Genomic DNA, 20,664 nt, shown 5'->3' with positions numbered 1-20,664 from the left:
TCCGCCAAAACACCCTACACTATGCGCGCCTATCCCGGCAAGGCGGTACGGCGGCCGGCATGCGCCTGCCCCCAACGATGGAACGCGCAGCCCTACCTATGTCCCTATTGCGACAATTGCTCGTCAGCGTCGCCGCGGTCACGGCGTTGCTGCTCATCGGCTCGCAGATGCTGAACATCGATGCGGCCCGCCGATATCTCGGCGACGAGCTGCGCGCCCGCGGCGAGATGGCCGCCGCCACGCTGGCCGCGGTGTTCGGCCGCGATCCCGCCGCCGACGAGACCACCTGGCGCGCGGTGGCGCGGGACATTTTCGCCAGCGGCGCCTATCGGCGCATCGAAGTGCACGGCGGCCTGGCCTTCGAGTACGTCAAGCAGGACCCGCCGAGCGCGGCGCCCGACTGGTTCGCCTCCCTGATCGCCCCCCGGCCACCCGCGGCGTCCCGGCCGTTCAAGACCACGGCCGGCGTGCCCGGCACGGTCACCGTCGTGGCCGACGATACCGAGGCACTGCGGGCACTATGGCGGCATTCGGTCGGCCTGGCGCTGCTGGTGGCGTTCGCCGGGCTGTGCTGGCTGGTCTATGCCCGGGGCATGGTGCGCTGGCTGCAGAAACGGGTGCTGCAGGGGATCAGCGCGCAGGTGCGGGCCCTGGCCCACGGCGACCCCGCCCCGCCGGTCGCCCTGCCGCCCTGGCGCGAAGTCGCCGACGTGGCCGACGCCCTGGCCGAGGCGCGCGAAAGGCTGCGCATGACGGCCGAGGAAGCCCATGCGCGCATCGAATCCCTGCAGCTGGAATTGAACCTGGATCCCGTCACCCGGCTGCCCAATCGCAAGTATTTTTTCAACGAACTGCGCCGCGCCCTGACCGGCGGCACGCAGGCGCCGAACGCCGAATCCGGCTACGTGCTGATGTTCCGCCAGCGCGACCTCGCCGCGATCAACCGCCACATGCCGCGCGACATCACCGACCAGTGGCTGCGTTCGGTCGGACTCAGGCTGGACCAGAAGCTGGGCCGCCACCACGTACCGCCTTACCTGCTGGCACGCCTGAACGGCTCCGACTTCGCCTTGCTGCTGCAGGGCGTGACGGCGTCCCAGGCGGGGCCGCTGGCCGATCAGCTGCGGCACGAGCTGCGCGCGCTGCGCGTGTCCCTGGGCGAAAACCAGTGGTGCCGCTGGGCACTGGCGACGGCGCCCTACTCGCGCGGCGACCGCGCCAGCGAATTGCTGGCCCTGCTCGACCATGCGCTGATGCGCGCGGAGAGCGCCGATACCGACTCGCCGGTCAGGGCGGAATCGCCCGGCCTGGCGGAAGCCGCCGGCGAACTGCAGTGGCGCGATACGCTGGTGATGGCGCTGGAACAGCATCGCTTTTCGCTGGCGTCGCAGGCGCTGCTGGGCGCGGACGGCGCGACACTGCGCCACGAAGGCACGTTGATGCTGCACGATGCCGACGCCCAGGGGCCCCTGCCCGCGCACATATTCATGCCGGCGGCGGTGCGGCTGGGACTGTCGCCCGAATGCGATATCCAGGCCATCCGGCTCGCGCTGGACTGGCTGGTGTCGCATGGCGGCACGCTGTCGATCGCGCTGGCCCTGCCGTCGCTGGGCCAGTCCAACTTTCTGTCGCGGCTCGGGCAGATGCTCAGGGACCGCCCGGCGCAGGCCGGCCGCCTGGTGCTGGAAGTGGAAGCCCGCGGACTGCTGGAAAACTTCGACCATGTGCGCACGCTGTGCGCGGTGGTCTGCGACGTCGGGGCGCGCATCGGGGTCAGCCACCTTTCGGACGACTTCAACGTCATGACGCGCCTGCACGAATTGCCCGTTGCCTACGTCAAGCTGGGTGCATCCTTCGTCGACGCCATGGCGCGCAGTCCCGGCAGCCGGCACCTGGCGACGTCGGTTCGCGAAACGGCCAAAGGCCTGGGGGTTGAGGTCTACGCGGATGGCCGCGCGGACGAGGAGACCGCCGCGTTCCTGGCGCGCCAGGGCATCGCCGTGGTCGCCCATCCCATCGAAAGCCTGGCCGCCTGAGGACGCCGTCCGTGCCGCGGTCGCGGCCGCGTTGGCGCATCGGCGCATCGGCGCCTGCGCGCGGCCGCGCATGGCCGCATGGCTGTGGTGATGCATTGACGCATCGCCGCATCGAAGGCGCGGCGTTCTTCGGCGAGCATGCCGCTATACTTCCGCGCAAACTAACGCCAGGTGCCGCGCGAACCCTTCGCGCCGCTCAACGCTCACCGCACCGGCCTATTCGAAGTCTGCATGAACCCTGATTCCTGGTATCCGGCCGTCGCCGGCGCGCTCTTGAACTCGCACCGAGCCAGCCTGGCCGGCCTGGCTGCCGCCGTCCTGGTCGCCATCATGCTGATCGCCGCCAGGCGCCGCACCGGATTCCCGCTCATCGCCACGCTGTTGCTGCTGGCGTCGCAAGCCGCGCGAGTCGCCTTGCTGTGGGGGCTGCTGGCCGCCTGGGTGCCCCAGTCCGCGCAGGCCGGCGCGTCGGCGGCCTGCCTGGGCCTGGGCGCGAGCGCCGTCCTGTGGATGGCGGGACACGCGCTGCGCCGGCGCGGTCTTCGCCTCTGGTCCGTGATCTTCAAGATATGCGCATGGGTGGCGGCGATCGCCGCGCTCGGCGTCGGCTTCGCCATCGATGCCGTGGCCTTCTACGCGCAGGTGAGCCCGACGGCCATCCCGCCGGCGTTCGCCGTGCTCGCGGCCGCGTGCGGCGGTATCGCGCTGCTGGTCGTGCTGGCGGCTGCCGCCACGCCGACCCGACGCAGGACCAGCGACGCGGGATCGGCGCTGGGCCGGCCCCCGGCCGCCACGCGGGTTGAAGCGAAAGCCACGCCGGCATCGCTGGCGGCCGGCCAGCGGGAAATCGAAGCGCGGCTGTCCATGCTGAACGAGGTACTGGAGCGCCAGCGCCAGATGAACGCGCTGCTGTCGCACGAAATGCGTTCGCCCGTGGCGACCATCAGCGCCGCCGTGCAATCCCTGGAAATGGTCCTGGAAGGCAGCGACGAACAGATCGACAGCCGCCTGCAGCGCATCGGGCGCGCGGTGGCCCGGATCAGCGAACTGATGGACCAGTTGCTGGTGCAGGAAAGCGCCTACGATGAAGCTGTCGCGCCGCGCCACGAAGTCGTGGATCTGGCCCGGCTGGCCGCCGACGTGGTGGCCTCGATCCAGAACGACGTCGCGCACCGCCTCCAGCTGGAAGCGCCCACGCCGGCGCCTGCCTGGTGCGACGGCCCGCTCACGGGCGTCGTGCTGCGCAACCTCATCCACAACGCGGTGAAGTACTCGCCAGCCGACCAGCCTATCGTGATCCAGGTGGGAACGGTGACCAGCCCAGGCGACCGTACCGCCTGGATCACGGTCGCCGACCGCGGGCCGGGCATCGAAAAGGAAGATCAGGCGCGGATTTTCGACCCGCATTTCCGCCGCGCCGCCCATCGCGAAACCAAGGGCCTGGGCCTGGGCCTGTTCCTGGTACGCAAGATCTGCGAACGCCAGGGCGGCACGTTGACGGTCGAAAGCGAGCCGGGCAAGGGCGCGCGCTTCACGATCGCGCTGCCCATCAGCAAAGTGCGCTAGCGGTCGATAAACCCGATCAGGCCGATCAGGCCGCGAACACGTAGCCCTGCCCGCGCACGGACAGCACCGGCAGCTTCATGCCGCTGGACTGCGCCTTGGCGCGCAGGCGGCTGACCAGCACATCGATGCGGCGCAGTTCGAATTCGCTGGGGTTCGACGGGCTGAACAGCTCCGACAATGCCTGACGGCTCACGACGTTGCCGCTGGCTTCGATCAACGCATTCAGGAAAACGCGTTCCTGGGCGCTCAGGTGCAGGCTACCGCCATCGGGCGACACCAGGATCCAGCCGCCGTCCTGCAGGCTCCAGTTCTGGTTGCCGCGTTCCGCCACCGGCTGCGGCGCGGCGCTGCGCGACAAGCGCATGCGGCGCGCCAGGCTGCGAATGACGGAACTCAGTTCCAGCAGGTCGACCGGCTTGGTGATGTAGATATCCGCCCCGCCTTCCAGACCGCGCACGCGATCTTCCAGCGCGCCACGCCCGGTCAGCATCACAATGCCGACGGCGTGCAGCGCGCGCAGGCGCGTCGCGACCGAGAAGCCATCTTCCGCACCCTGCACATTGGCGTCGAGGATGACGACGTCGCAGGGCTGGCTTTCCATATGGCGATAGAAATCCGCCGCGCTGGCGCAGGCGAAGTTCACGCGAAAGCCGTATCCGCCCAGCCCCAGCTTCAGCTCTTCCCGAAAGTCCGCATCATCCTCTAACAGACCGATACACAACACGCCGTCTGCTGCTTGCGTTTGCACGATATATCCCCGGAAATCGGCCTGTGGACAGGTCCACAGGGCCCAGCCGCTTGAATAGCAGAATGCCGCCTGGGCAGCGGCGCAATTCTAACATTGGTAACAATGCGAAAGCGGCGCCCAAAGACCGCAACTATAAGAATTCGTCTCTCATAGTTGCGACTCCTCCTCATTCACGAGGATGCCCCAAACTTCCACACATTGCAACAATCGATACACTCCTTATCGCAAAGAACGCAGTTTTAGCAACTTTCGTCGCGTAGAAGCCGCGTTCAGGATGAGCAGCTGACTTCCAGGTCGTTTGCCCAATCCGGCGGCAGTCCCGCATACCGGGCGAATTCCGGCCGCTCGGTATACGGGTCGCGCAGCACCTGCATCAATTCGTCGATGACGCTGGCGTCGCCCTGCGCGGCCGCGCGTATGGCGAGTTCCGCCAGATGGTTGCGCAGCACGTACAGGGGATTCACGCGGTCCATGGCCTCGGCGCGCAGGGTCGCCTCGCGAGGCGCGCTGTCGTGTCGCCGCAGCAGGCGCTGCAGCCATTCGCCTGCGGCCTCGCGATCGATGAACAAGTCCTTGAACGGCTGGGCATCGCCGCGCACCGCCGTGGAAAGGCGGCGGAACGCCAGCGTGAAGTCGGCGCGCTGTTCATGCATCAGCCGCAGCAGGTCATCCAGCAGCGGCTCGTCTTCGGGAAGCCAGCGGTCCAGGCCGAGCTTGGCCGCCATGCCGTCGTGGAACGCGCGGCTGAATACGGCTTCGTAGCGGTCCAGCACCGCCTTCAAGGCATCCGCGTCCTGCACCACGCTATTGAAGCTGCCCGCCAGGCGATAAAGATTCCACAGCCCCACGGAAGGCTGGCGATTCCAGGCGTACCGCCCTTCCGAGTCCGAATGATTGCAGACGTGATCCAGGCGGAACCCGTCCATGAAGCCATAAGGACCGTAATCCAGGGTCAGCCCCAGGATGGACATGTTGTCGGTGTTCATGACGCCGTGGGCGAAGCCTACGCATTGCCATTGCGCCATCAACCTGGCGGTGCGCACCATGACGGCGTCCAGCAGGCGTACCAGCGGCGCATTGGCGGCCGCGCTTTCGCCTGCCACCGGCCGCCGGCATTCGGGGTAGAAGCGGTCGATCACGTAATCGGCCAGGACCTGCAGCATCTCGGGCTGGCGGCGCGACGCCCAATGCTCGAAGGAGCCGAAGCGTACGAAACTGGGCGACATGCGGGTCACGATGGCCGCCGTTTCCACGGTTTCCCGATAGACCGGATCGTCGGAGGCGACCAGCGCCAGGGCGCGGGTGGTCGGTATGCCCAGGCCATGCATGGCCTCGCCGGCCAGGTATTCGCGCACCGACGAATGCAGGACGGCGCGGCCGTCGCCCATGCGGGAATACGGCGTCATGCCGGCGCCTTTCAGCTGTAGTTCCCACGGGCCATGCGGCCCATCGACCTCGCCCAGCAGATGGGCGCGGCCGTCGCCCAACTGCCCCGCCCAGACGCCGAACTGGTGGCCGCTGTAGACTGCCGCCAGCGTATCCCCGCCCGGGAGCGGCGTCCGTCCCGAGAACACATCCAGGAAAGCCTGGGTGCGCAGGGCTTCCGGCGCCAAACCGATCAGGGCGGCCGCGTCCTCATTGGCGTGGACCAGCCGGGGCGCATTCAGGCCCTGTGGTTTCAGCCGTGTGTAAAAAGCCGCCGGCAGCGCGGCGAAGGAGTTGCTCATCGGCAACTCCTCCAGCGTCATGGCCAGGGGCGCGAGCACGGGCAATTCGGAGACGTCGGACATAGGTTTCTACCCTGCCAGGGATACGATCACGGAATACGCGCCACTATTGTGCGACGCAGCATCGCCTACTGAGACAGGCTGCCGGGGCAGCCCGCACGGATCAGGAGGCCGGGGATCCACGCCGGCGGGCCGCCTGCTTGGCGGGCCGCACATACAGGACGGCGCAGATGAAGAATGCCAGCGACAGTGCAAGTTCCGCGCCAGCCAGCATGGCCGAGAGCGTGGTGGTGTCGGACATCACCCGCACCGCGCCTTCCATGACGTACAACAGTATCAGCATGGAGGCCCACTGATAGGTATACACGTTGCCCCGGGCGACACCGCGCAAGGGCAGCAACAGGGGCACGGCTTTCAGGACCAGCCAGGAGCCGCCCGGACGCACCGGCGCCGCCACGGTTTCCCACACGACGCACAGCAGCGCCAGCGCGACCAGGGCAAGAACGCAGGCAAGCCGGAGGTTACGGTTGAGTTCGATTTCCATACTGCTATTATCGCCGCATGAAACCGCCCGTCGAAACGGCCGCCGCGGAAGCGGGGCTGGAGTCTCCGAACCACCGAGCTTCGTGGGTAAGCCGGGTGGCGAAGGTGCTACGTTTCGCTTCGCAGCGCGCGGGTGAGGAACAGCTGCTCCAGGTCGCGTCCAGCCTTACCTTTACCACCGTCCTGGCCATCGTCCCGATGCTGGCGGTGGTGTTGTCGCTGTTCACGGCGTTTCCCGTGTTCCAGGAATTCCGGATCGCGCTGGAAGACTTCCTGACGCACAGCCTGATGCCGCCGGCGGTGTCCGACAACATCATGAATTACCTGAACCAGTTCGCCCGCCAGGCCAGCCGCCTGACGGCCATAGGCGGCGGGCTGCTGCTGGTCACGTCGATCCTGTTGATCATGACGATCGACAAGACCTTCAACGATATCTGGCACGTGACCCGGCAGCGCCCGCTGTCGCAGCGCGCCCTGATGTACTGGGCGGTGCTGACGCTGGGCCCGGTGGTGGCGGGCGCCAGCCTGTGGGGCACGTCCTTTCTGGCGCGGGAGTCGCTGGGCCTGGTCAGGGACGTGCCGGACATCGTCGGGCTGGCGGTATCGTTCCTGCCGCTGGCGCTGACCGGCCTGGGCTTCGCCGCGCTGTTCGTCGTGGTGCCCAACCGGCGCGTGCTGTGGACCGACGCGCTGGCCGGCGGCTTCGGCACCGCCATCGTGCTCGAACTGATGAAGTCGGCCTTCGCCTACTATTTGACGCGGTTTCCCACCTATACGGTCATCTACGGCACCTTCGCCACCCTGCCGATTTTCCTGCTGTGGATCTACCTCTCCTGGCTGGCCGTGCTGTTCGGCGCCACCGTCGCCGCCAGCCTGCCCATGATCCGCGTGGGGCGCTGGGACATCAACCGCGAGCCGGGCGCCACCTTCGTCGACGCGGTCGAGGTATTGCGCTGCCTTTATCGCAATATGGGCAGCAACCCGCCGGGCCGCAGCGCCAGCCGCCTCGCCGTCGATTTGCATCTGCATCATGACGAACTGAACTCCGTGCTGGAAGCGCTGGCCGACCTGGGGATGGCGGTACGCACCCAGGAGCAGCGCTGGATCCTGGCCTGCGATCCCCGCCGCGCGTCGCTCGCGCCGCTTTTCGACCGTTTTCTGCTCGATCGCCAACAGCCCCGGCTGCGCGAATCGCCGGAGATCCTGCGCACCGCCCGCGCCATTCTTACGACGAATGCCGCGCCGACGCTGGAAGATCTGATGCAGGAGGCGCAAAATACGGGCAATGGCTCGGCGGACGTCGTGAAGATCGAGGCCGTCAAAAAATAAGCCTGGGCGTCAGCCCATGGAGGACATCATGTTGAAAGTCAGCGAAATTCTTCGCGTCAAGGGCGACACCCTGTATACGGCCTCGCCCGACACCCCTGTCAGCAAGGCCGTGGAAACCATGAGCCTGCAGGACATCGGCTCGCTCGTCATCATGGAATCCGGCATGTTGGCCGGCATGTTGACGTTCCGCGAAATCATCCAGCACCTGAACCGCAACGGCGGCACGCTGGGCAGCACCACGATCCGCGCCATCATGGACGACGCGCCGGTCAGCGTGACGCCCAACACCAGCGCGGACGAAGTGCAACGCCTGATGCTGGAAAAGCACGCCCGCTATATCCCCGTCATGGACGGCAATATGCTGATGGGCGTGATCTCCTTCTACGATATGGCGCAGGCCATCGTCAACGCGCAGCGCTTCGAGAACAACATGCTCAAGGCCTACATTCGCGACTGGCCCATGGACGAAGAAGGCGCGGCGTCCAAGGAAATGTGACGGCTAGCCCAGTTCCACCGTTTCGGCGCGCTGCGCCGCGGGGCGGGCCACACTGCGCCAGGCTTCGTAGATCAGCGCCGGATCGTCCGACTTCAGGGCGGCGGCGTCCGACAGCATGCGGCGCCAGCGGCGGGCGCCGGCCTGGCCGTTCACCAGGCCCAGCAGCGGCCGCACCAGCACACGCAAGGGAACGCCGCGCGCCACGGCCTGCGTGGCGTAGCGCGTCATGGCGTCGACGACCTGCGCGTCGCCCGGCAAGCGGATGCCTGGCCAGAACCGCATGGAAAGCTCCGACAGCACCCGCGGCGTATGCCAGGCCGCGCGGCCCAGCATGACGCCATCGAAGCCGGCGGACGCCTGCGCGGCCGTCTCGGCATCGGCCAGGCCGCCATTCAAAACCACCACGCAATCGGGAAAATCGCGTTTCAACTGGGCGGCGGCGTCGTAGCGCAAGGGCGGGATTTCGCGATTGTCTTTCGGCGAAAGGCCTTTCAGCACCGCATTGCGGGCGTGCACGATGAAAACCCGGCAACCGGCGTCGTAAAGCTTGCCCACGAAATCGCGGACGAAGGCATACGAGTCGTCGTAATCCAAGCCCAGCCTGTGCTTGACGGTCACCGGGACGTCGACGGCATCCTGCATGGCCTTGACGCAGTCGGCGACCAGATCCGGCTCGGCCATCAGGCATGCGCCGAATGCGCCCCGCTGGACCCGTTCGGAGGGACAGCCGCAATTCAGGTTGATTTCGTCATAGCCCCAACGCTGCCCAAGCCGGGCGGCGTGGGCCAGGGCGTCCGGCTCGCTACCGCCCAGTTGCAGGGCGACGGGGTGTTCGGCGGTGTCGTGGTCCAGGTGCCGGGCGACATCGCCATGGAGCAAGGCGCCCGTGGTGATCATCTCGGTATACAGGCGTGCGCGCGGCGCCAGCAGCCGATGAAAATAGCGGCAATGGCGATCGGTGACATCGATCATGGGCGCGACGCAAAGCCGCCAATCGGAAGCAAGCACGGACGGAACCTGACGGAAAGATGCGGCCATTTTAGCCGGCGCGAGGGGGATCGGCGCCGGGTGGTCTAAAATTGCGCCGCCGCCTGGCGCGGCCGCCGATCTCCGACAACCTTCGCCGTATCCCTACATGGCCGTATTTACCTCCGTCTCCGACGACGACGCCCGCCGCCTGCTGACGCAATTCGAGCTGGGGGAACTGGTTTCCCTGCAGGGCATTACGGCCGGGATCGAAAATACCAACTATTTCCTGACGACGACCGCCGGCGAATACGTGCTGACGGTGTTCGAGGTGCTCACCCGGGAACAGCTGCCCTTCTATATCGAGCTGATGCACCAGCTGGCCGATCGCGGGGTTCCGGTGCCGCAGCCGCAGACGAGCCGGGATGGCGCCCGCCTGGTCGACATGCATGGCAAGCCTTGCGCCATCGTGACGCGCCTGCCGGGCGGCTACGAACCGGCGCCCGGGCCGCTGCATTGCGCGCTGACAGGCCGCACGCTGGCCCTGGCGCACCTCGCGGCGCGCGACCTGCCGCTGCGCCAGCCGAACCTGCGCGGGCTTCCCTGGTGGCGCGAGACCGCGCCCAAGGTCAGGCCTTTCCTGGACCCGCCCCAGGATGAACTGCTGCGGCAAAGCCTGGACGAACAGATCGCCGCGGCGGCGAGCCCCTTGTGGACCAGCCTGCCCGGCGGGCCCGCCCATTGCGACCTGTTCCGGGATAACGTGCTGTTCGCCGGCACGTTCGAAACCCCGCTGATGGGCGGTTTCATCGACTTCTACTTTGCCGGCTGCGACACCTGGCTGTTCGACGTGGCGGTCAGCATCAACGATTGGTGCATCGTCCGCGAAACCGGGCAGATCGTGCCGGAACTCGCGCAGAGCTGGCTGGGCGCCTATGCGCGTGAAAGGCCGTTCACGGAACAGGAGCGGCAGGCATGGCCAGCCATGCTGCGCGGCGCGGCGCTGCGCTTCTGGCTGTCCCGCCTTTACGACTTCTATCTGCCGCGGCCAGCGCAGACGTTGAAACCGCACGACCCGCGGCATTTCGAGCGAGTGTTGCTCGCGCGCCACCGCGAAACACCGCCGACCTTGCCCTGACGCAGGCTGGCTCCATAATTCAAGCATGACTATGTGCTTGGCAGCATAAGCAAAGAGGAAAATGCAAGCAGCATCCTTACCAGCAACCGCCGGATGGCAATGGGCGCGAGAGGGGTTCCGGCTGTTCATGCGTCAGCCACTGGCGTTGTTCACCTGGTCGCTCGTCGTCAGCCTCCTGTTGCTGTTCGCGATGTTCACGGTGCCCATCGGCCCGCTCTTCTGCACCGCATTGATGCCCTGCGTCACGTTGATGACGCTGTCGGCGTGCAAACACATCGACGCCGACCGCACCATGCTGCCGTCCATGTGGCTCAAGCCCTTGCAAAAGCCCGGCGTCCTGAAAAAGCTGCTTATCCTGGGCGGCATGTACGCCGGCCTGTGCATGCTGGCCGGGCTGATCGCCTTCGTGCCGTTCTCCAATGAGCTCGCGGACGGCATCCGGGCGGCGTCGGTCACCAACGACTACGTGCCTTTCTTCGAGACGCTGCATACCGCATTGCTGGTCTTCGGCACCCTGTACCTGATCATCGGCGCCCTGTTCTGGCATGCCCCGGTGCTGGTGGCCTGGCACAACGTCAGGCTGTCGCAGGCGCTGTTCTTTTCCGGTGTCGCGTGCTGGCGCAACAAGTGGGCGTTCCTGGTCTATGGATTGACCTGGGCGGCGGTATTCCTGGGCATCGATTTCTGCGCCAGCACCCTGATTTCCCTGGACGTCTCGCAGACCCTGGTCAATACGGTGCAGGTTCCCGTCAGCATTGCGGCGTTCGGCGTCCTGTATAGCAGCTTCTATCCGGCCTATACCACCGTGTTCGAAATCGACGGCGCCGGCTTCCAGCTCGACGACGGACACGGCACGCAGGCATAGCGCTACCCGCCAGGGCCGCAGCGCCGGGACGACGGCCGCCACGCGGCCGTGCCGGTCCAGGAAGACGACGTCCAGCGCGTACGTCATCCCGAAGGTATGGACCGCGCGGCAGGGCGACAGCCACAGGCCTACGCCGGGGCGCGGCCGGCGCCGGCACAGCAAGCCGCGCAGGCGGCCTCCCCATTTTTTCACCCTCAGTATCCGCAGGCGGCAGACCTGCGCCCCGGCCGGCGCGCCCTGGGCGCCTTTCATTGCAGCACCTGCCAGAATTGCACCGCGATCGGAAAGGCCAGAACGACGAACGTGCACGGAAAAATGCAGCAGACCAAGGGGAACAGCATCTTGACGGGCGCCTGCATGGCGAGCTTTTCCGCCCGGTGGAAGCGCTCCGCGCGGCGACGTTCGGACTGCGCCCGCAGGATGGGGCCCAGGCTCATGCCCGACGCGTCGGCCTGGGCCAGCGCGGCTGTCAGCGCGCGGACGCCCGGCAGATCGACCCGATCCGACCACGCGTACAGCGCCTGCATGCGGGGCAGCCCCGCCCGCATATCGGCCAGGGCGCGCAACAGCTCGTCGCGCAGCGGTCCGTCGGGCCCCTGCTCCGCCGCCTGCGCCAGCGCGCCCTGCAGATTCAGGCCCGATTCCACGCATAGCGTGGTCATGTCCATCAGGAACGGCAGTTCGCGCGCCATGCGCACGCGACGCCGCGCGATCTCCGCGCGCAGCCACAGGCACGGCATCGCCGCGCCGGCCAGGCCAGCGCCACACAACATGGCGGGGAACAGGAGACGATCGGCATCGGCCACCGCGAGCAGCAGGGCCATGGCCGCCGCCGCGCTCGCGGCCGCGCACAGCCACTGCGCGGCCACCACGTGACCGGCGGCCAGGGCGGCTGGCATCCCGGCGCGCAGCAACTGCGCCGCCAGGCGCTTGCGGCGCCGCCAGGACAATAACGGGGCGACGACAGGCGCCATGGCGTCCAGGCAGGGCCAGGCGGCCCGCCAGGCCGGCGGCAGGTGTCCGGCCACGGGATGCGTCCGCCCGGCGGGCCGGATGAGCGGGCGCAGCAGGAAAAATGCCCCCGCCGCGAACAACGCGGCCATCACCATTGCCAGGATATGCATTGCCTTGCCGCCCTGTTCACACATCGATGTTGACGATGCGCCGTATCCACATGATGCCGGCCGCCTCCAGCATGACGATGACGCCGAGGGCGCCCCACCCGGCCTGGGTATGCCACAGCAGCGACATCGAGGCGGGATCCAGCAGGGTCAGGACGATCGCCAGGCAAGGCGTCAGCGCACCGACGATCCAGGCCTGCAGCCGGCCTTGCGCCGTCAGGGTGCGGATGCGTTCCTGCAGTTGCAGGCGCGCGGACAGGACGGCGGCGATCCGGTCCAGCGCCTCGGCCAGGTTGCCGCCGGTCTGCGCGGCGATGCGCAGGGCCGCCACGACCAGGCCGGTCGCCTCCCCCGGCATGCGGGCACGCAGGTTCCGCAGGGCCTGGTCGAAGGAAACGCCCAGGCGCTGTTCCCGCAGGAGCAGCCCGAACTCCTGCGACAGCGGGGGCTCGCAATGCTCCACGAGCTGGCGCAAGGCGCCCGCCAGGCTGGTACCGGCGCGCAGGCTGGAAGCCAGGGCCAGGAGCATGTCGGGCAGTTGCGCGTCGAAGCGGCGCTGGCGGCGCAGCCTCAGGAATCCGATCAGGATCTGGGGCGCCCGGATCGGCGCCAGCCCCGCCGCCAGCGCGATCGCGCCGCTGCCGCTCGCCGCGTAGGCCGCCAGCGCGACGGCGAAACAGCAGGCCAGGTTGGCGGCCCACAGCTGGCGCGGATCCACGAAAAGAAAGACTTCGTCCAAGCGCGCGCCGGCGTCATCGGTATAAACCTGCCGATATCGCGACCACGCCACGGCGAACCAGCCGTAGGCACCCCAGCAGGCCACCGCCGCACAGCAGGTCGCGGCCAGCGCCGCCAGCCATATCATGGCGCGACCGTCCCCGTGAACAACATGGGATCGAGCGGCCGGCCGGCGTCGCGCCATGCGTCGGCGAAGGTGGGCATGGTGCCGCAACCGGCGAATCCGCCCCGCGCCCCGCCGCCTTCGTGCATGAACAGCGGCTGGGTCTGGATACGGCCGGCCTCCATGCCCGTCACTTCGACGATCGCCGTCACCAGGCGCCGGCCGTCGGGCATACGGGCCTGCTGCACGATCAAGTGAATGCTGGACGCGATGTGTTCGCGCACCGCCGCCAGCGGCAGGTCCATGCCCGCCATCAGGATCATCGTCTCCAGGCGGCCCAGCGCATCGCGCGGGCTGTTGGCGTGCAGCGTGGTCAGCGAACCTTCATGGCCGGTGTTCATGGCCGCCAGCATGTCGAAGGCCTCCGCGCCGCGGCATTCGCCCACGACGATGCGGTCGGGCCGCATGCGCAGGGCATTGCGGACCAGGTCGCGTATGGTGATGTGGCCGCGGCCCTCCATATTGGCGGGCCTGGCCTCCAGGGCGACAACGTGCGCGTGGCGCAGGCGGAGCTCCGCGGCGTCCTCGATGGTGATGATGCGTTCGCCGCCCGGGATGGCATTGGACAGGATGTTCAGCAGCGTGGTCTTGCCGGATCCGGTGCCGCCGGACACAACGATGTTGACGCGCTCGGCGACGCAACGCGCCAGGAAGTCCGCCATGGCCGTGTCCAGGGAACCGCGGCGCACCAGGTCTGGCATGCCGAGCGCCCGCTGCGGAAACTTGCGTATGGTCAGCGTGGCGCCCTTCAGCGCCACGGGCGCGACCACCGCATTCACGCGGGACCCGTCGGCAAGACGGGCATCCACCATGGGCGAGCTTTCGTCGATGCGCCGCCCTATCGGCGCCACGATGCGCTCCAACACCCGCAATACGGCCTGTTCGCTGCTGAATGCCGCCGCGTGGCGGACCAGGCGGCCATCACGCTCCACGTAGATTTGGTCATGGCGGTTGACCATGATTTCCGTGACGCCGGGATCCTCCAGCAAAGGCGACAGCGGACCGAACCCCAGCGCTTCGTCCAGGACCTCGCGCATCAGCGCGTCCGGGTCGACACCGGCGGGAATCTGGGTGTCCTCGCGAACGAGGGCCAACAGCCTTTCGGCGGCTTCACTACGCAACAGGCTATCGCTCATCTTCGCGACGTCGCGGCGCCGCAGATCCAGCGCGTCGAGCAATGCGGACTGCAAGCGCTGCCGATGCGGAAGCAGGTCGACGGCGGGGTTCATGTCGCTCATGTCGCTCATGTCGCTCATCTCGCCAATGTCCCTCGCGTCCGCCTCCAGGCCATAGGCGTGCCGGTCGGCGGCGACGTCGCGCAAGGTGGATTCGGACAGAGGCATGACGTCCGCCGCTGCCGGTAGCGCGCGCGCCGTGATGGGCAGGAACGGTTCGCGGCGCACTTTCATCAGGCAAGGGCCGACCAGCACCTCGTCATTCGACGTCAAGGGTCCGTACCGGGCGATGCGCTTGCCGTTGACCAGGGTGCCCGACAGCGTACCGGCATCCTCGATCACCACGTCCTGTCCGGAGACGACGAAGCGCGCATGTTCGCGGCCCACGCGCCAATGCCGTATGCGTATCCCGCAGTGAGGCGCCCGCCCCAGCACGACGGGAGGCTGCACACGCACGATCCGGTGCGTGCCATCCTCGAATTGCAGTTCGATTTCCAGCACGATTCAATCCTTGAAGTCATATTGGTTGGCGCCCTTGCGCGGGTGCGGCTCCGCCCATTGCGAGCCGGGACCGCGGTAAGGATCCCAGCCGCCGTCGCCGGACACGGCGGGGGCGCCCGCCGGCTCCGCCATCAGCATCCGTGGCGGTTCGGGAAATGCATTGCGCAGGCGCTCGCCGGCCTGCGCCGTGGCGTGGCGCATGGCGCCATGGTCCTCGGTCACCACCACGGGCGTGACGAAGATGGCCAGCTCCGTTTCCTTGAACTGTTCGCGACGCGCCCCGAACAGCCATCCCAGCAAGGGGATATTGCGCAGACCGGGCAGGCCGCTTTCCTGGGTATGCCGTTCGCGCGAAAGAAAGCCGCCGATCACCAGCGTACGGCCTGATCGGACGTTGAACTCGGTGGAGGCTCGCCGCGTCTTCAGCGCCGGCCCGCCCGTGGCGGTCACGGAAGCATCCACCGCGCTGGCTTCCACTTCGATACGGGAACGCACCGTACCGCTGGATGCGATGGTGGGCGTGATGCGCAGGGACACCCCATAAGGCTTGAACAGCGTGGATGCATTCCCATCCTTGTCCACCGTTGCATAGGGCACCTCGCCGCCCGCCAGGAATTCGGCGGTGGAACCGCTGCGCGCAAGCAATTGCGGTTGGGCCAGCACGATGGCTTCGCCGCTTTCCGCCAACAGGTTCAGGCGCGAGGAAAGCAGCATGTTCATGCCGGCATAGCCGGCGCCGGGCGCGGCGCGCAAGGCGGCCGGCAGGGGCGATACCCCCGGGCGTTCGCCCAACCGGCTGGACGCCGCCGCGTCCAGCGCCCATCCCGCCATCAGGCCGCCCTGCGTCGTGCCGTCCCACCGCACACCGAGTTCGGTCAGGCGCGAGCGCGGCAGTTCCACCACCTTGACGTCGAGCAGGACCATGCGGTCCCAGCCGACCTTGCCGGTGAAGTCGATCACCTGGGGATAGCGTTCCGCCAGGGCCGCGATACGCGCATGATCCGCATCGGACAGGTCATGGCCTTCGATCACGATCTGGTCGCCTATCGCTTCGCCACGCGCGCCCGGAATGCGGGCCAGCAGCGCATCGACTTCGGCGCGCATGCTGCGCGATCGCGCGGGCGCGACACGCACGGTGTAGGCGCTGCGCTTCCTGCCGGCCCAGATGTGCAGCGAGGACTCGCCTTCCGCGCGTGCGAATACGATGACCTCCGCCGTGTCGGCCGGAACCGCTTGCAGTATTTCGCCGTGTCCCACCGCGACCCGGCTGACGCCGGGATGGGCCAGCACGCGCGTTTCTCCAACCTGCATATCCAGCACGGTGGACGCGCGTGCCGATGCCCACAGGGAAGCGATCAGCAATAGCGTCAGCATGCAATGCAGCGCGGCCGGCCGGCGTATCGGAACACCCGCGCCACGACGATGACGTCTGTACATTTCCACGATCACTACCGTCCTTGATTCCTGGCGCCGCGGGAAATGTGGGAAGGCGCCGGACGGGTGCGGCCCGCACTGACGACCTCGGCGGGAACGTCGGCATCGAACCATGCGGAGCCGGACGCGCCGCCGATTTCGTCGTCGGACGGTTTGCTCGCATTGCCGTCCGGGCGGTCGCCATACAGTACGGGGACCGGGCGCGGGCGCGCATCGTCGGCGTCGTCCATGCCGAGCAGGGCCGCCAGATCGCCACGCGCCGCCGTGGCGTTGGTGTCCGCGTCCCGGTGGTGACGCAGAATGGCGGTGATGCGCCCGGCCTGCCGGGCGGCGACCAGCTTGACCGCGTCTTCGGGACCGGCGTCCAGCGTGATGGTGGAGAACGCGCCGGCCATCGCTTCGTCATCGTCGCCGGCCCGGCCCGTCGCCAGCACCAGCACGCCCTGCAGCAGGGGCGCCGTGATCTGCCGGCGGCCATGTTCGAAGGACACGTAAAGATCCAGCAGGTCGCCGGCCTGCAACATGCCGGACAAGGAGTTGATGTCGTCCACTGGAATCGTGATGGCGCGACGGCCCGACGACACGCGCGACGACAGGGGCGCGGCCTTGCGCGGCGCCAGATGCGAGCGCTGGACCGGATCGCCCCGCCGCAGCGGATGCGCCAGCACGCTGTAGGTATATGAAGCGAAATCCTCCGGCGCGAGCGCATCGCTGGGCGCCCATGCAGTGGGAATATCGCGCACGGCCACGTAGGCTTCTTCCAAGCGGGTGCCTGGCGTCAGGTCATAGGCCGCCACCAGGCGGGGAACGGTGGCCACCTTGGCGTCGGCCTCGATCTGTTCGATGCGGCCTTGTATGTGTTGCCGTGCGGCCCAGGCCGCGAGCAGGCCCGCCGCGATCGTGACGGCCGCCATCAACCAGCGCTGAGGAATCCGGTCCAGCATGTTGCCTTATGCTCCGATGCGGACGACGGCATTGACACCGCTGCCCGGGTCCAGGGGAACTATGGTGACGAGCAGCGTGACGCGGCCGCGCGTCCATCGTTGCCGTGCCGCGTCGCCGCCCGCCGCCGTCCACCCTTCTCGCGCGAGCTCGCGCGCGAGCTTTTCCCCCAAAGGCAGCGGTGCGCTGCCATGGGTCCACACCTGCTGGACGACCATGGCGTCATCGTCCCGCGACCGCAGTTCGAACAGCAAACGGCCACCTGGCAATTGCCAGGGAACGGCCTGGACCGGATCGCCGCGGCCCGACGGATCAGGCGATGCGACATGCCGCTCCGTCGGCAGCGCGGAAATCGTGCCGCGCGTGCGACCCGCGCCGGCATCGGACATGCGGGCGACCCAATGCAGGCCGTCGGCGATACCGGCCAGGACAACGGCATCCGGCATGATCCACAGGTCCCGCAATGCCGGTTGCCTGGCGGTCAGCCATGCGGCCAGATCGGCGGGCGGCATGGGCGCCTCGAAGACATAGGCGGACAGGGACAGTCCCTGGATGGACATCCCATCGACGAGGGGGATGAAGCGGCTGCCCGGCGGCAGCGCCGGCGGCGCCATCGGCAGGTGCGCGGCCTGCCATCGGGCGGCGCCGGCCATGGCATGCATGGCATGCGTGGCAGGCGCGGCATGCGCGGTGTGCGGGGAATACGGCCACGGCAGCACGCCCGCGCCGGCCAACAGGCCCACGATCGCGGATCGCGGCAGCAAAGGCGGACGATCGGGCGGCAGGCGGGGCATCATGGACGCCTGCTCGCCGAACCGCCAGCCCTGGTTCGATCCAGTCGATCCGCGGGCACCACGTCCGACCAAGGCGCGAGCCAGTCCAGATCCGGCGGCGGGCGGCGCCATCCGGCATCGATGCGCTTCAACACTGCCTGCGCCTGCCGCGCCGGCGCGTGGCTGAACCCGGCGGCCGTCGCCCAGGCCGCATGAGACGCCGCGATGCGCCGCTGGGCCGCGTCATCGCCGGTCGCATGCCCCGCGTCGGCGAGTATCGCGACGTGACGACGCAGGACCAACCCCGCACCGTGATGGCGATGCGGGTACACGTCCACCGCGGCGTGCGCGCGCACCATACCCTGGTCTTCCACCTGAAGTTCGCGCCGCAAGGCGGCGGCCCGTGGACCGCCGGGTCCGGCGAAATCCGCGGCGTGCGCGGCGCGCGTCACCCGCACGTGGGCGAACTCGTGGCCTGCACGATCGCCGGCGGCGTAACGGAACGCCTGCGCACGCGCGGCGTGGGACGCCCGCAAGCCTTGCCACTGGAAGCGCGCGACGCTGACGACGGCCGTTGCCAGCAGGCCCAGCAGCGCCGCGCCGACGAGCGCTTCCACCAACGCCTGGCCCTTCTGCACCTTATTCGCCATGTCGTCCCGCCTGTTGCGCAGTCCCGGTTAGTCGCGCCTGCCAGTACGGCCGGAACAGCGTCGCCAGTTCATCGGCGCCATCGCGGCGTGCGTGCGGTCGCGCGAAATAGGTTTCGGCCGCGCTCAGGACGGTGACGTCGTCTTCGCGCGTCAGGCCGGCATACGCCAGGCGTCCCGTCGGTGACGCCACCGTGCTGCCCGCATCGGTCGTCGCCAGTAAAGGCGCCGGCTGCCGCAGCGCCAGGACGAAACGCGTGCCCTTCCCCGACCGGCTCAGCGGGACCTCGGCATACGGCGGCAACCCGGCGCCCGACCAGCGCTTGGCATCGCGCATGGCATAGGCATAGGCGAGCGGATTCGACACGCCATTGACGATGTCCCAGGACGTATGCTGACGCACCCATCGCCAGAAGTCCTGCCGTGAAAAATCCTCCGGCACGTCCGGTGCATCCGGCCCGCCATCTCCCGCCGCGCGACCGCCGGCGCCGCGCGCATTGGCCTTGCCCCAGCCCATGGCGTACTCCCTGTAATAGCAGCCGATGTACTTGTTGGAGCGCACCTTGTGAAAAGACTGCGTATCGATGGACCGCCACCGCCCATCGCCGCCCAGGCGCGTACCGCCGCGTCGCCGCAGTTCATGCCGCCACGTCGGACAACGAAAGCTCACCGGCCAGCTGTTGCGCGCGTCGCGGTTGCGAGGTCCCAGGAAACCGTAGCGCCCGCTCGCCTCCAGCACCGTGGCGCGAAGCGCGCCGCGATCCTGGCCCGCATATCGCCGCACGAAACCGGGCCAATCATCGGCTCGCACCTGCAGGCCGAGGCGATCCCGCGCCCCGTCCGACCCGTTCGCGGACGAGGCGATCGCGTCGTACACGGGCGCCTGGAATTCCGGATAGTTGGCCCGCACCACCGCACGCATGGCCTGCATGCGCGTGTCCGGCAAGCGCGCCAGCGTCTCACGCATCGCCGCGGCCAATACGCGATGCACGGTCGCATCGTGGCGTTCATAGGCGCGGCCGAATTGTGCCTCCAGGCCGCCGGCATTCGCCGCGACGGCGGCGCTGGCGTAGGCCTGGCCATGCGCGGGACCGAACAGCATCCCGATCACGGCGGCGGGTGGATTGCCGCGCAGCACGCGTTGTCCTTCCGCGTGCCCGAAGCGCGTCCATGTCGCCAGCGTCACGAGATGCGCCATCGCGACCTGATGCGCGACCTGCGCCCGGTTGATGTAGGCGATCATGTTCAAGGCGCGCGCCTGCACCAGCGCCCCGCTGTAGGCCGCGGCGTCCGCCGCGTGCGTGAGCCGGGCGCGCGCCGCGACGGTCTGCCCCAGGTTGTAGAGCACGACCAGGGACAATGCGCCCAAGCCCGCCAGCCCCAGGGCCAGCGGCAAGGCCTGGCCGCACGAGTGCCGCCGCATGTTCATTGCGCCGCGCCGGCATTGCCGGTGAACGACTTCAATGATTTCGCCTTGGCCTGCGCGGCCGCCTTGCCCGCCGCCGTCTGCGCCGCGCGGGATTGTTCGGCGCCGCTTTCGCCGGCGAGCTCGCGCGCCATGGCGGCGGTCTGCGAACGTACGACCTGGCCGAACAGTTGATACACCGCGATGGCCGCCACCGCGACCAGCGCGACGACGATCACGTACTCGGTCAGAAGATTTTAAACATCGGTTAAGGTATTGAAAACATTGAGACATTTCCATCGGACTGTCCAATGCTATGTCAGGTAATGGCAGCGCTAACCCCCTGATTAT

General features: G+C 68.1%; 19 protein-coding genes and 1 pseudogene. 6 read left to right on the top strand and 14 right to left on the bottom strand.

The genetic code is table 11. From position 1 onward, the window contains the following. The first annotated feature begins 98 nt into the window (after window positions 1-98). Window positions 99-2,036, top strand: coding sequence for a bifunctional diguanylate cyclase/phosphodiesterase (locus CAL26_RS09460; protein WP_179283304.1), 1,938 nt, complete (start codon window positions 99-101; stop codon window positions 2,034-2,036). 231 nt (window positions 2,037-2,267) lie between these two features. Beyond that, window positions 2,268-3,602, top strand: a complete 1,335-nt coding sequence (locus tag CAL26_RS09455; RefSeq protein WP_094846619.1) for a sensor histidine kinase — start codon at window positions 2,268-2,270, stop codon at window positions 3,600-3,602. A 25-nt stretch (window positions 3,603-3,627) separates the two neighbouring features. Here the strand turns inward: CAL26_RS09455 and CAL26_RS09450 are convergent, their stop codons facing one another. The 3 genes from CAL26_RS09450 to CAL26_RS09440 all read right to left on the bottom strand — a co-directional run bounded on the left by CAL26_RS09450 (window position 3,628) and on the right by CAL26_RS09440 (window position 6,621). Further along, complete coding sequence (locus CAL26_RS09450) at window positions 3,628-4,350, bottom strand: response regulator transcription factor (RefSeq protein ID WP_094846618.1); 723 nt, start codon at window positions 4,348-4,350, stop codon at window positions 3,628-3,630. Window positions 4,351-4,619: 269 nt separating this feature from the next. Further along, window positions 4,620-6,098, bottom strand: coding sequence for a protein adenylyltransferase SelO (locus CAL26_RS09445; protein WP_094847010.1), 1,479 nt, complete (start codon window positions 6,096-6,098; stop codon window positions 4,620-4,622). A gap of 142 nt (window positions 6,099-6,240) precedes the next feature. Continuing rightward, on the bottom strand, window positions 6,241-6,621 hold the full coding sequence (locus CAL26_RS09440) for a DUF2069 domain-containing protein (RefSeq protein WP_094846617.1): 381 nt from the start codon (window positions 6,619-6,621) through the stop codon (window positions 6,241-6,243). 17 nt (window positions 6,622-6,638) lie between these two features. Between CAL26_RS09440 and CAL26_RS09435 the strand changes: the two genes are divergently transcribed. Together CAL26_RS09435 and CAL26_RS09430 are read left to right on the top strand one after the other, a co-directional pair. Then, a complete protein-coding gene (locus CAL26_RS09435; protein WP_094846616.1) occupies window positions 6,639-7,949 on the top strand; it encodes a YihY family inner membrane protein in 1,311 nt (436 codons plus the stop codon). Between the two features lie 28 nt (window positions 7,950-7,977). Beyond that, window positions 7,978-8,445 carry a CBS domain-containing protein gene (locus CAL26_RS09430; RefSeq protein WP_094847009.1) on the top strand — a complete coding sequence of 156 codons (468 nt, stop codon included), beginning with the start codon at window positions 7,978-7,980 and terminating at the stop codon, window positions 8,443-8,445. A 3-nt stretch (window positions 8,446-8,448) separates the two neighbouring features. Here the strand turns inward: CAL26_RS09430 and dusA are convergent, their stop codons facing one another. Further along, window positions 8,449-9,453 carry a tRNA dihydrouridine(20/20a) synthase DusA gene (dusA, locus tag CAL26_RS09425; RefSeq protein WP_094847008.1) on the bottom strand — a complete coding sequence of 335 codons (1,005 nt, stop codon included), beginning with the start codon at window positions 9,451-9,453 and terminating at the stop codon, window positions 8,449-8,451. A 127-nt stretch (window positions 9,454-9,580) separates the two neighbouring features. Between dusA and CAL26_RS09420 the strand changes: the two genes are divergently transcribed. Next, entirely contained in the window at window positions 9,581-10,549 is a 969-nt protein-coding gene (locus CAL26_RS09420) for a homoserine kinase (protein WP_094846615.1), read from the top strand. Window positions 10,550-10,610: 61 nt separating this feature from the next. After that, complete coding sequence (locus CAL26_RS28600) at window positions 10,611-11,414, top strand: BPSS1780 family membrane protein (RefSeq protein ID WP_256988261.1); 804 nt, start codon at window positions 10,611-10,613, stop codon at window positions 11,412-11,414. A gap of 9 nt (window positions 11,415-11,423) precedes the next feature. Here the strand turns inward: CAL26_RS28600 and CAL26_RS28595 are convergent. The 10 genes and pseudogenes from CAL26_RS28595 to CAL26_RS09370 form a co-directional block, all read right to left on the bottom strand. Further along, a pseudogene (locus tag CAL26_RS28595) lies at window positions 11,424-11,666 on the bottom strand (DUF192 domain-containing protein); the annotation flags it as partial. Continuing rightward, complete coding sequence (locus CAL26_RS09410; RefSeq protein WP_094846614.1) at window positions 11,663-12,538, bottom strand: type II secretion system F family protein; 876 nt, start codon at window positions 12,536-12,538, stop codon at window positions 11,663-11,665. The gene CAL26_RS09410 and the pseudogene CAL26_RS28595, both read right to left, overlap by 4 nt. A gap of 16 nt (window positions 12,539-12,554) precedes the next feature. Continuing rightward, window positions 12,555-13,400: a type II secretion system F family protein gene (locus CAL26_RS09405; RefSeq protein WP_094846613.1), complete on the bottom strand. Its 846-nt coding sequence runs from the start codon at window positions 13,398-13,400 to the stop codon at window positions 12,555-12,557. After that, window positions 13,397-15,112: an ATPase, T2SS/T4P/T4SS family gene (locus CAL26_RS09400; RefSeq protein ID WP_094846612.1), complete on the bottom strand. Its 1,716-nt coding sequence runs from the start codon at window positions 15,110-15,112 to the stop codon at window positions 13,397-13,399. The genes CAL26_RS09405 and CAL26_RS09400 overlap by 4 nt, the downstream gene beginning before the upstream one ends. A gap of 3 nt (window positions 15,113-15,115) precedes the next feature. Further along, window positions 15,116-16,486, bottom strand: coding sequence for a type II and III secretion system protein family protein (locus CAL26_RS09395; protein ID WP_094847006.1), 1,371 nt, complete (start codon window positions 16,484-16,486; stop codon window positions 15,116-15,118). A gap of 74 nt (window positions 16,487-16,560) precedes the next feature. Continuing rightward, the gene (gene cpaB, locus CAL26_RS09390; protein WP_094846611.1) at window positions 16,561-17,490 is read right to left on the bottom strand and encodes a Flp pilus assembly protein CpaB; all 930 of its coding nucleotides are present in this window, start codon (window positions 17,488-17,490) and stop codon (window positions 16,561-16,563) included. 6 nt (window positions 17,491-17,496) lie between these two features. Beyond that, complete coding sequence (locus CAL26_RS09385; RefSeq protein WP_143277390.1) at window positions 17,497-18,285, bottom strand: hypothetical protein; 789 nt, start codon at window positions 18,283-18,285, stop codon at window positions 17,497-17,499. After that, window positions 18,282-18,911 (bottom strand): hypothetical protein, encoded by a 630-nt coding sequence (locus tag CAL26_RS09380; protein ID WP_143277389.1) that lies wholly within the window; start codon window positions 18,909-18,911, stop codon window positions 18,282-18,284. The genes CAL26_RS09385 and CAL26_RS09380 overlap by 4 nt, the downstream gene beginning before the upstream one ends. Further along, a complete protein-coding gene (locus CAL26_RS09375; RefSeq protein ID WP_256988259.1) occupies window positions 18,901-20,331 on the bottom strand; it encodes a hypothetical protein in 1,431 nt (476 codons plus the stop codon). The genes CAL26_RS09380 and CAL26_RS09375 overlap by 11 nt, the downstream gene beginning before the upstream one ends. Before the next feature lie 2 nt (window positions 20,332-20,333). After that, window positions 20,334-20,564, bottom strand: coding sequence for a hypothetical protein (locus tag CAL26_RS09370; protein ID WP_094846607.1), 231 nt, complete (start codon window positions 20,562-20,564; stop codon window positions 20,334-20,336). Between the last annotated feature and the right edge of the window lie 100 nt (window positions 20,565-20,664).

Origin of the sequence: Bordetella genomosp. 9, assembly GCF_002261425.1 — a bacterium.
Lineage (GTDB): Bacteria > Pseudomonadota > Gammaproteobacteria > Burkholderiales > Burkholderiaceae_B > Bordetella_C.
This window is presented reverse-complemented; position numbering and strand designations above follow the sequence as displayed.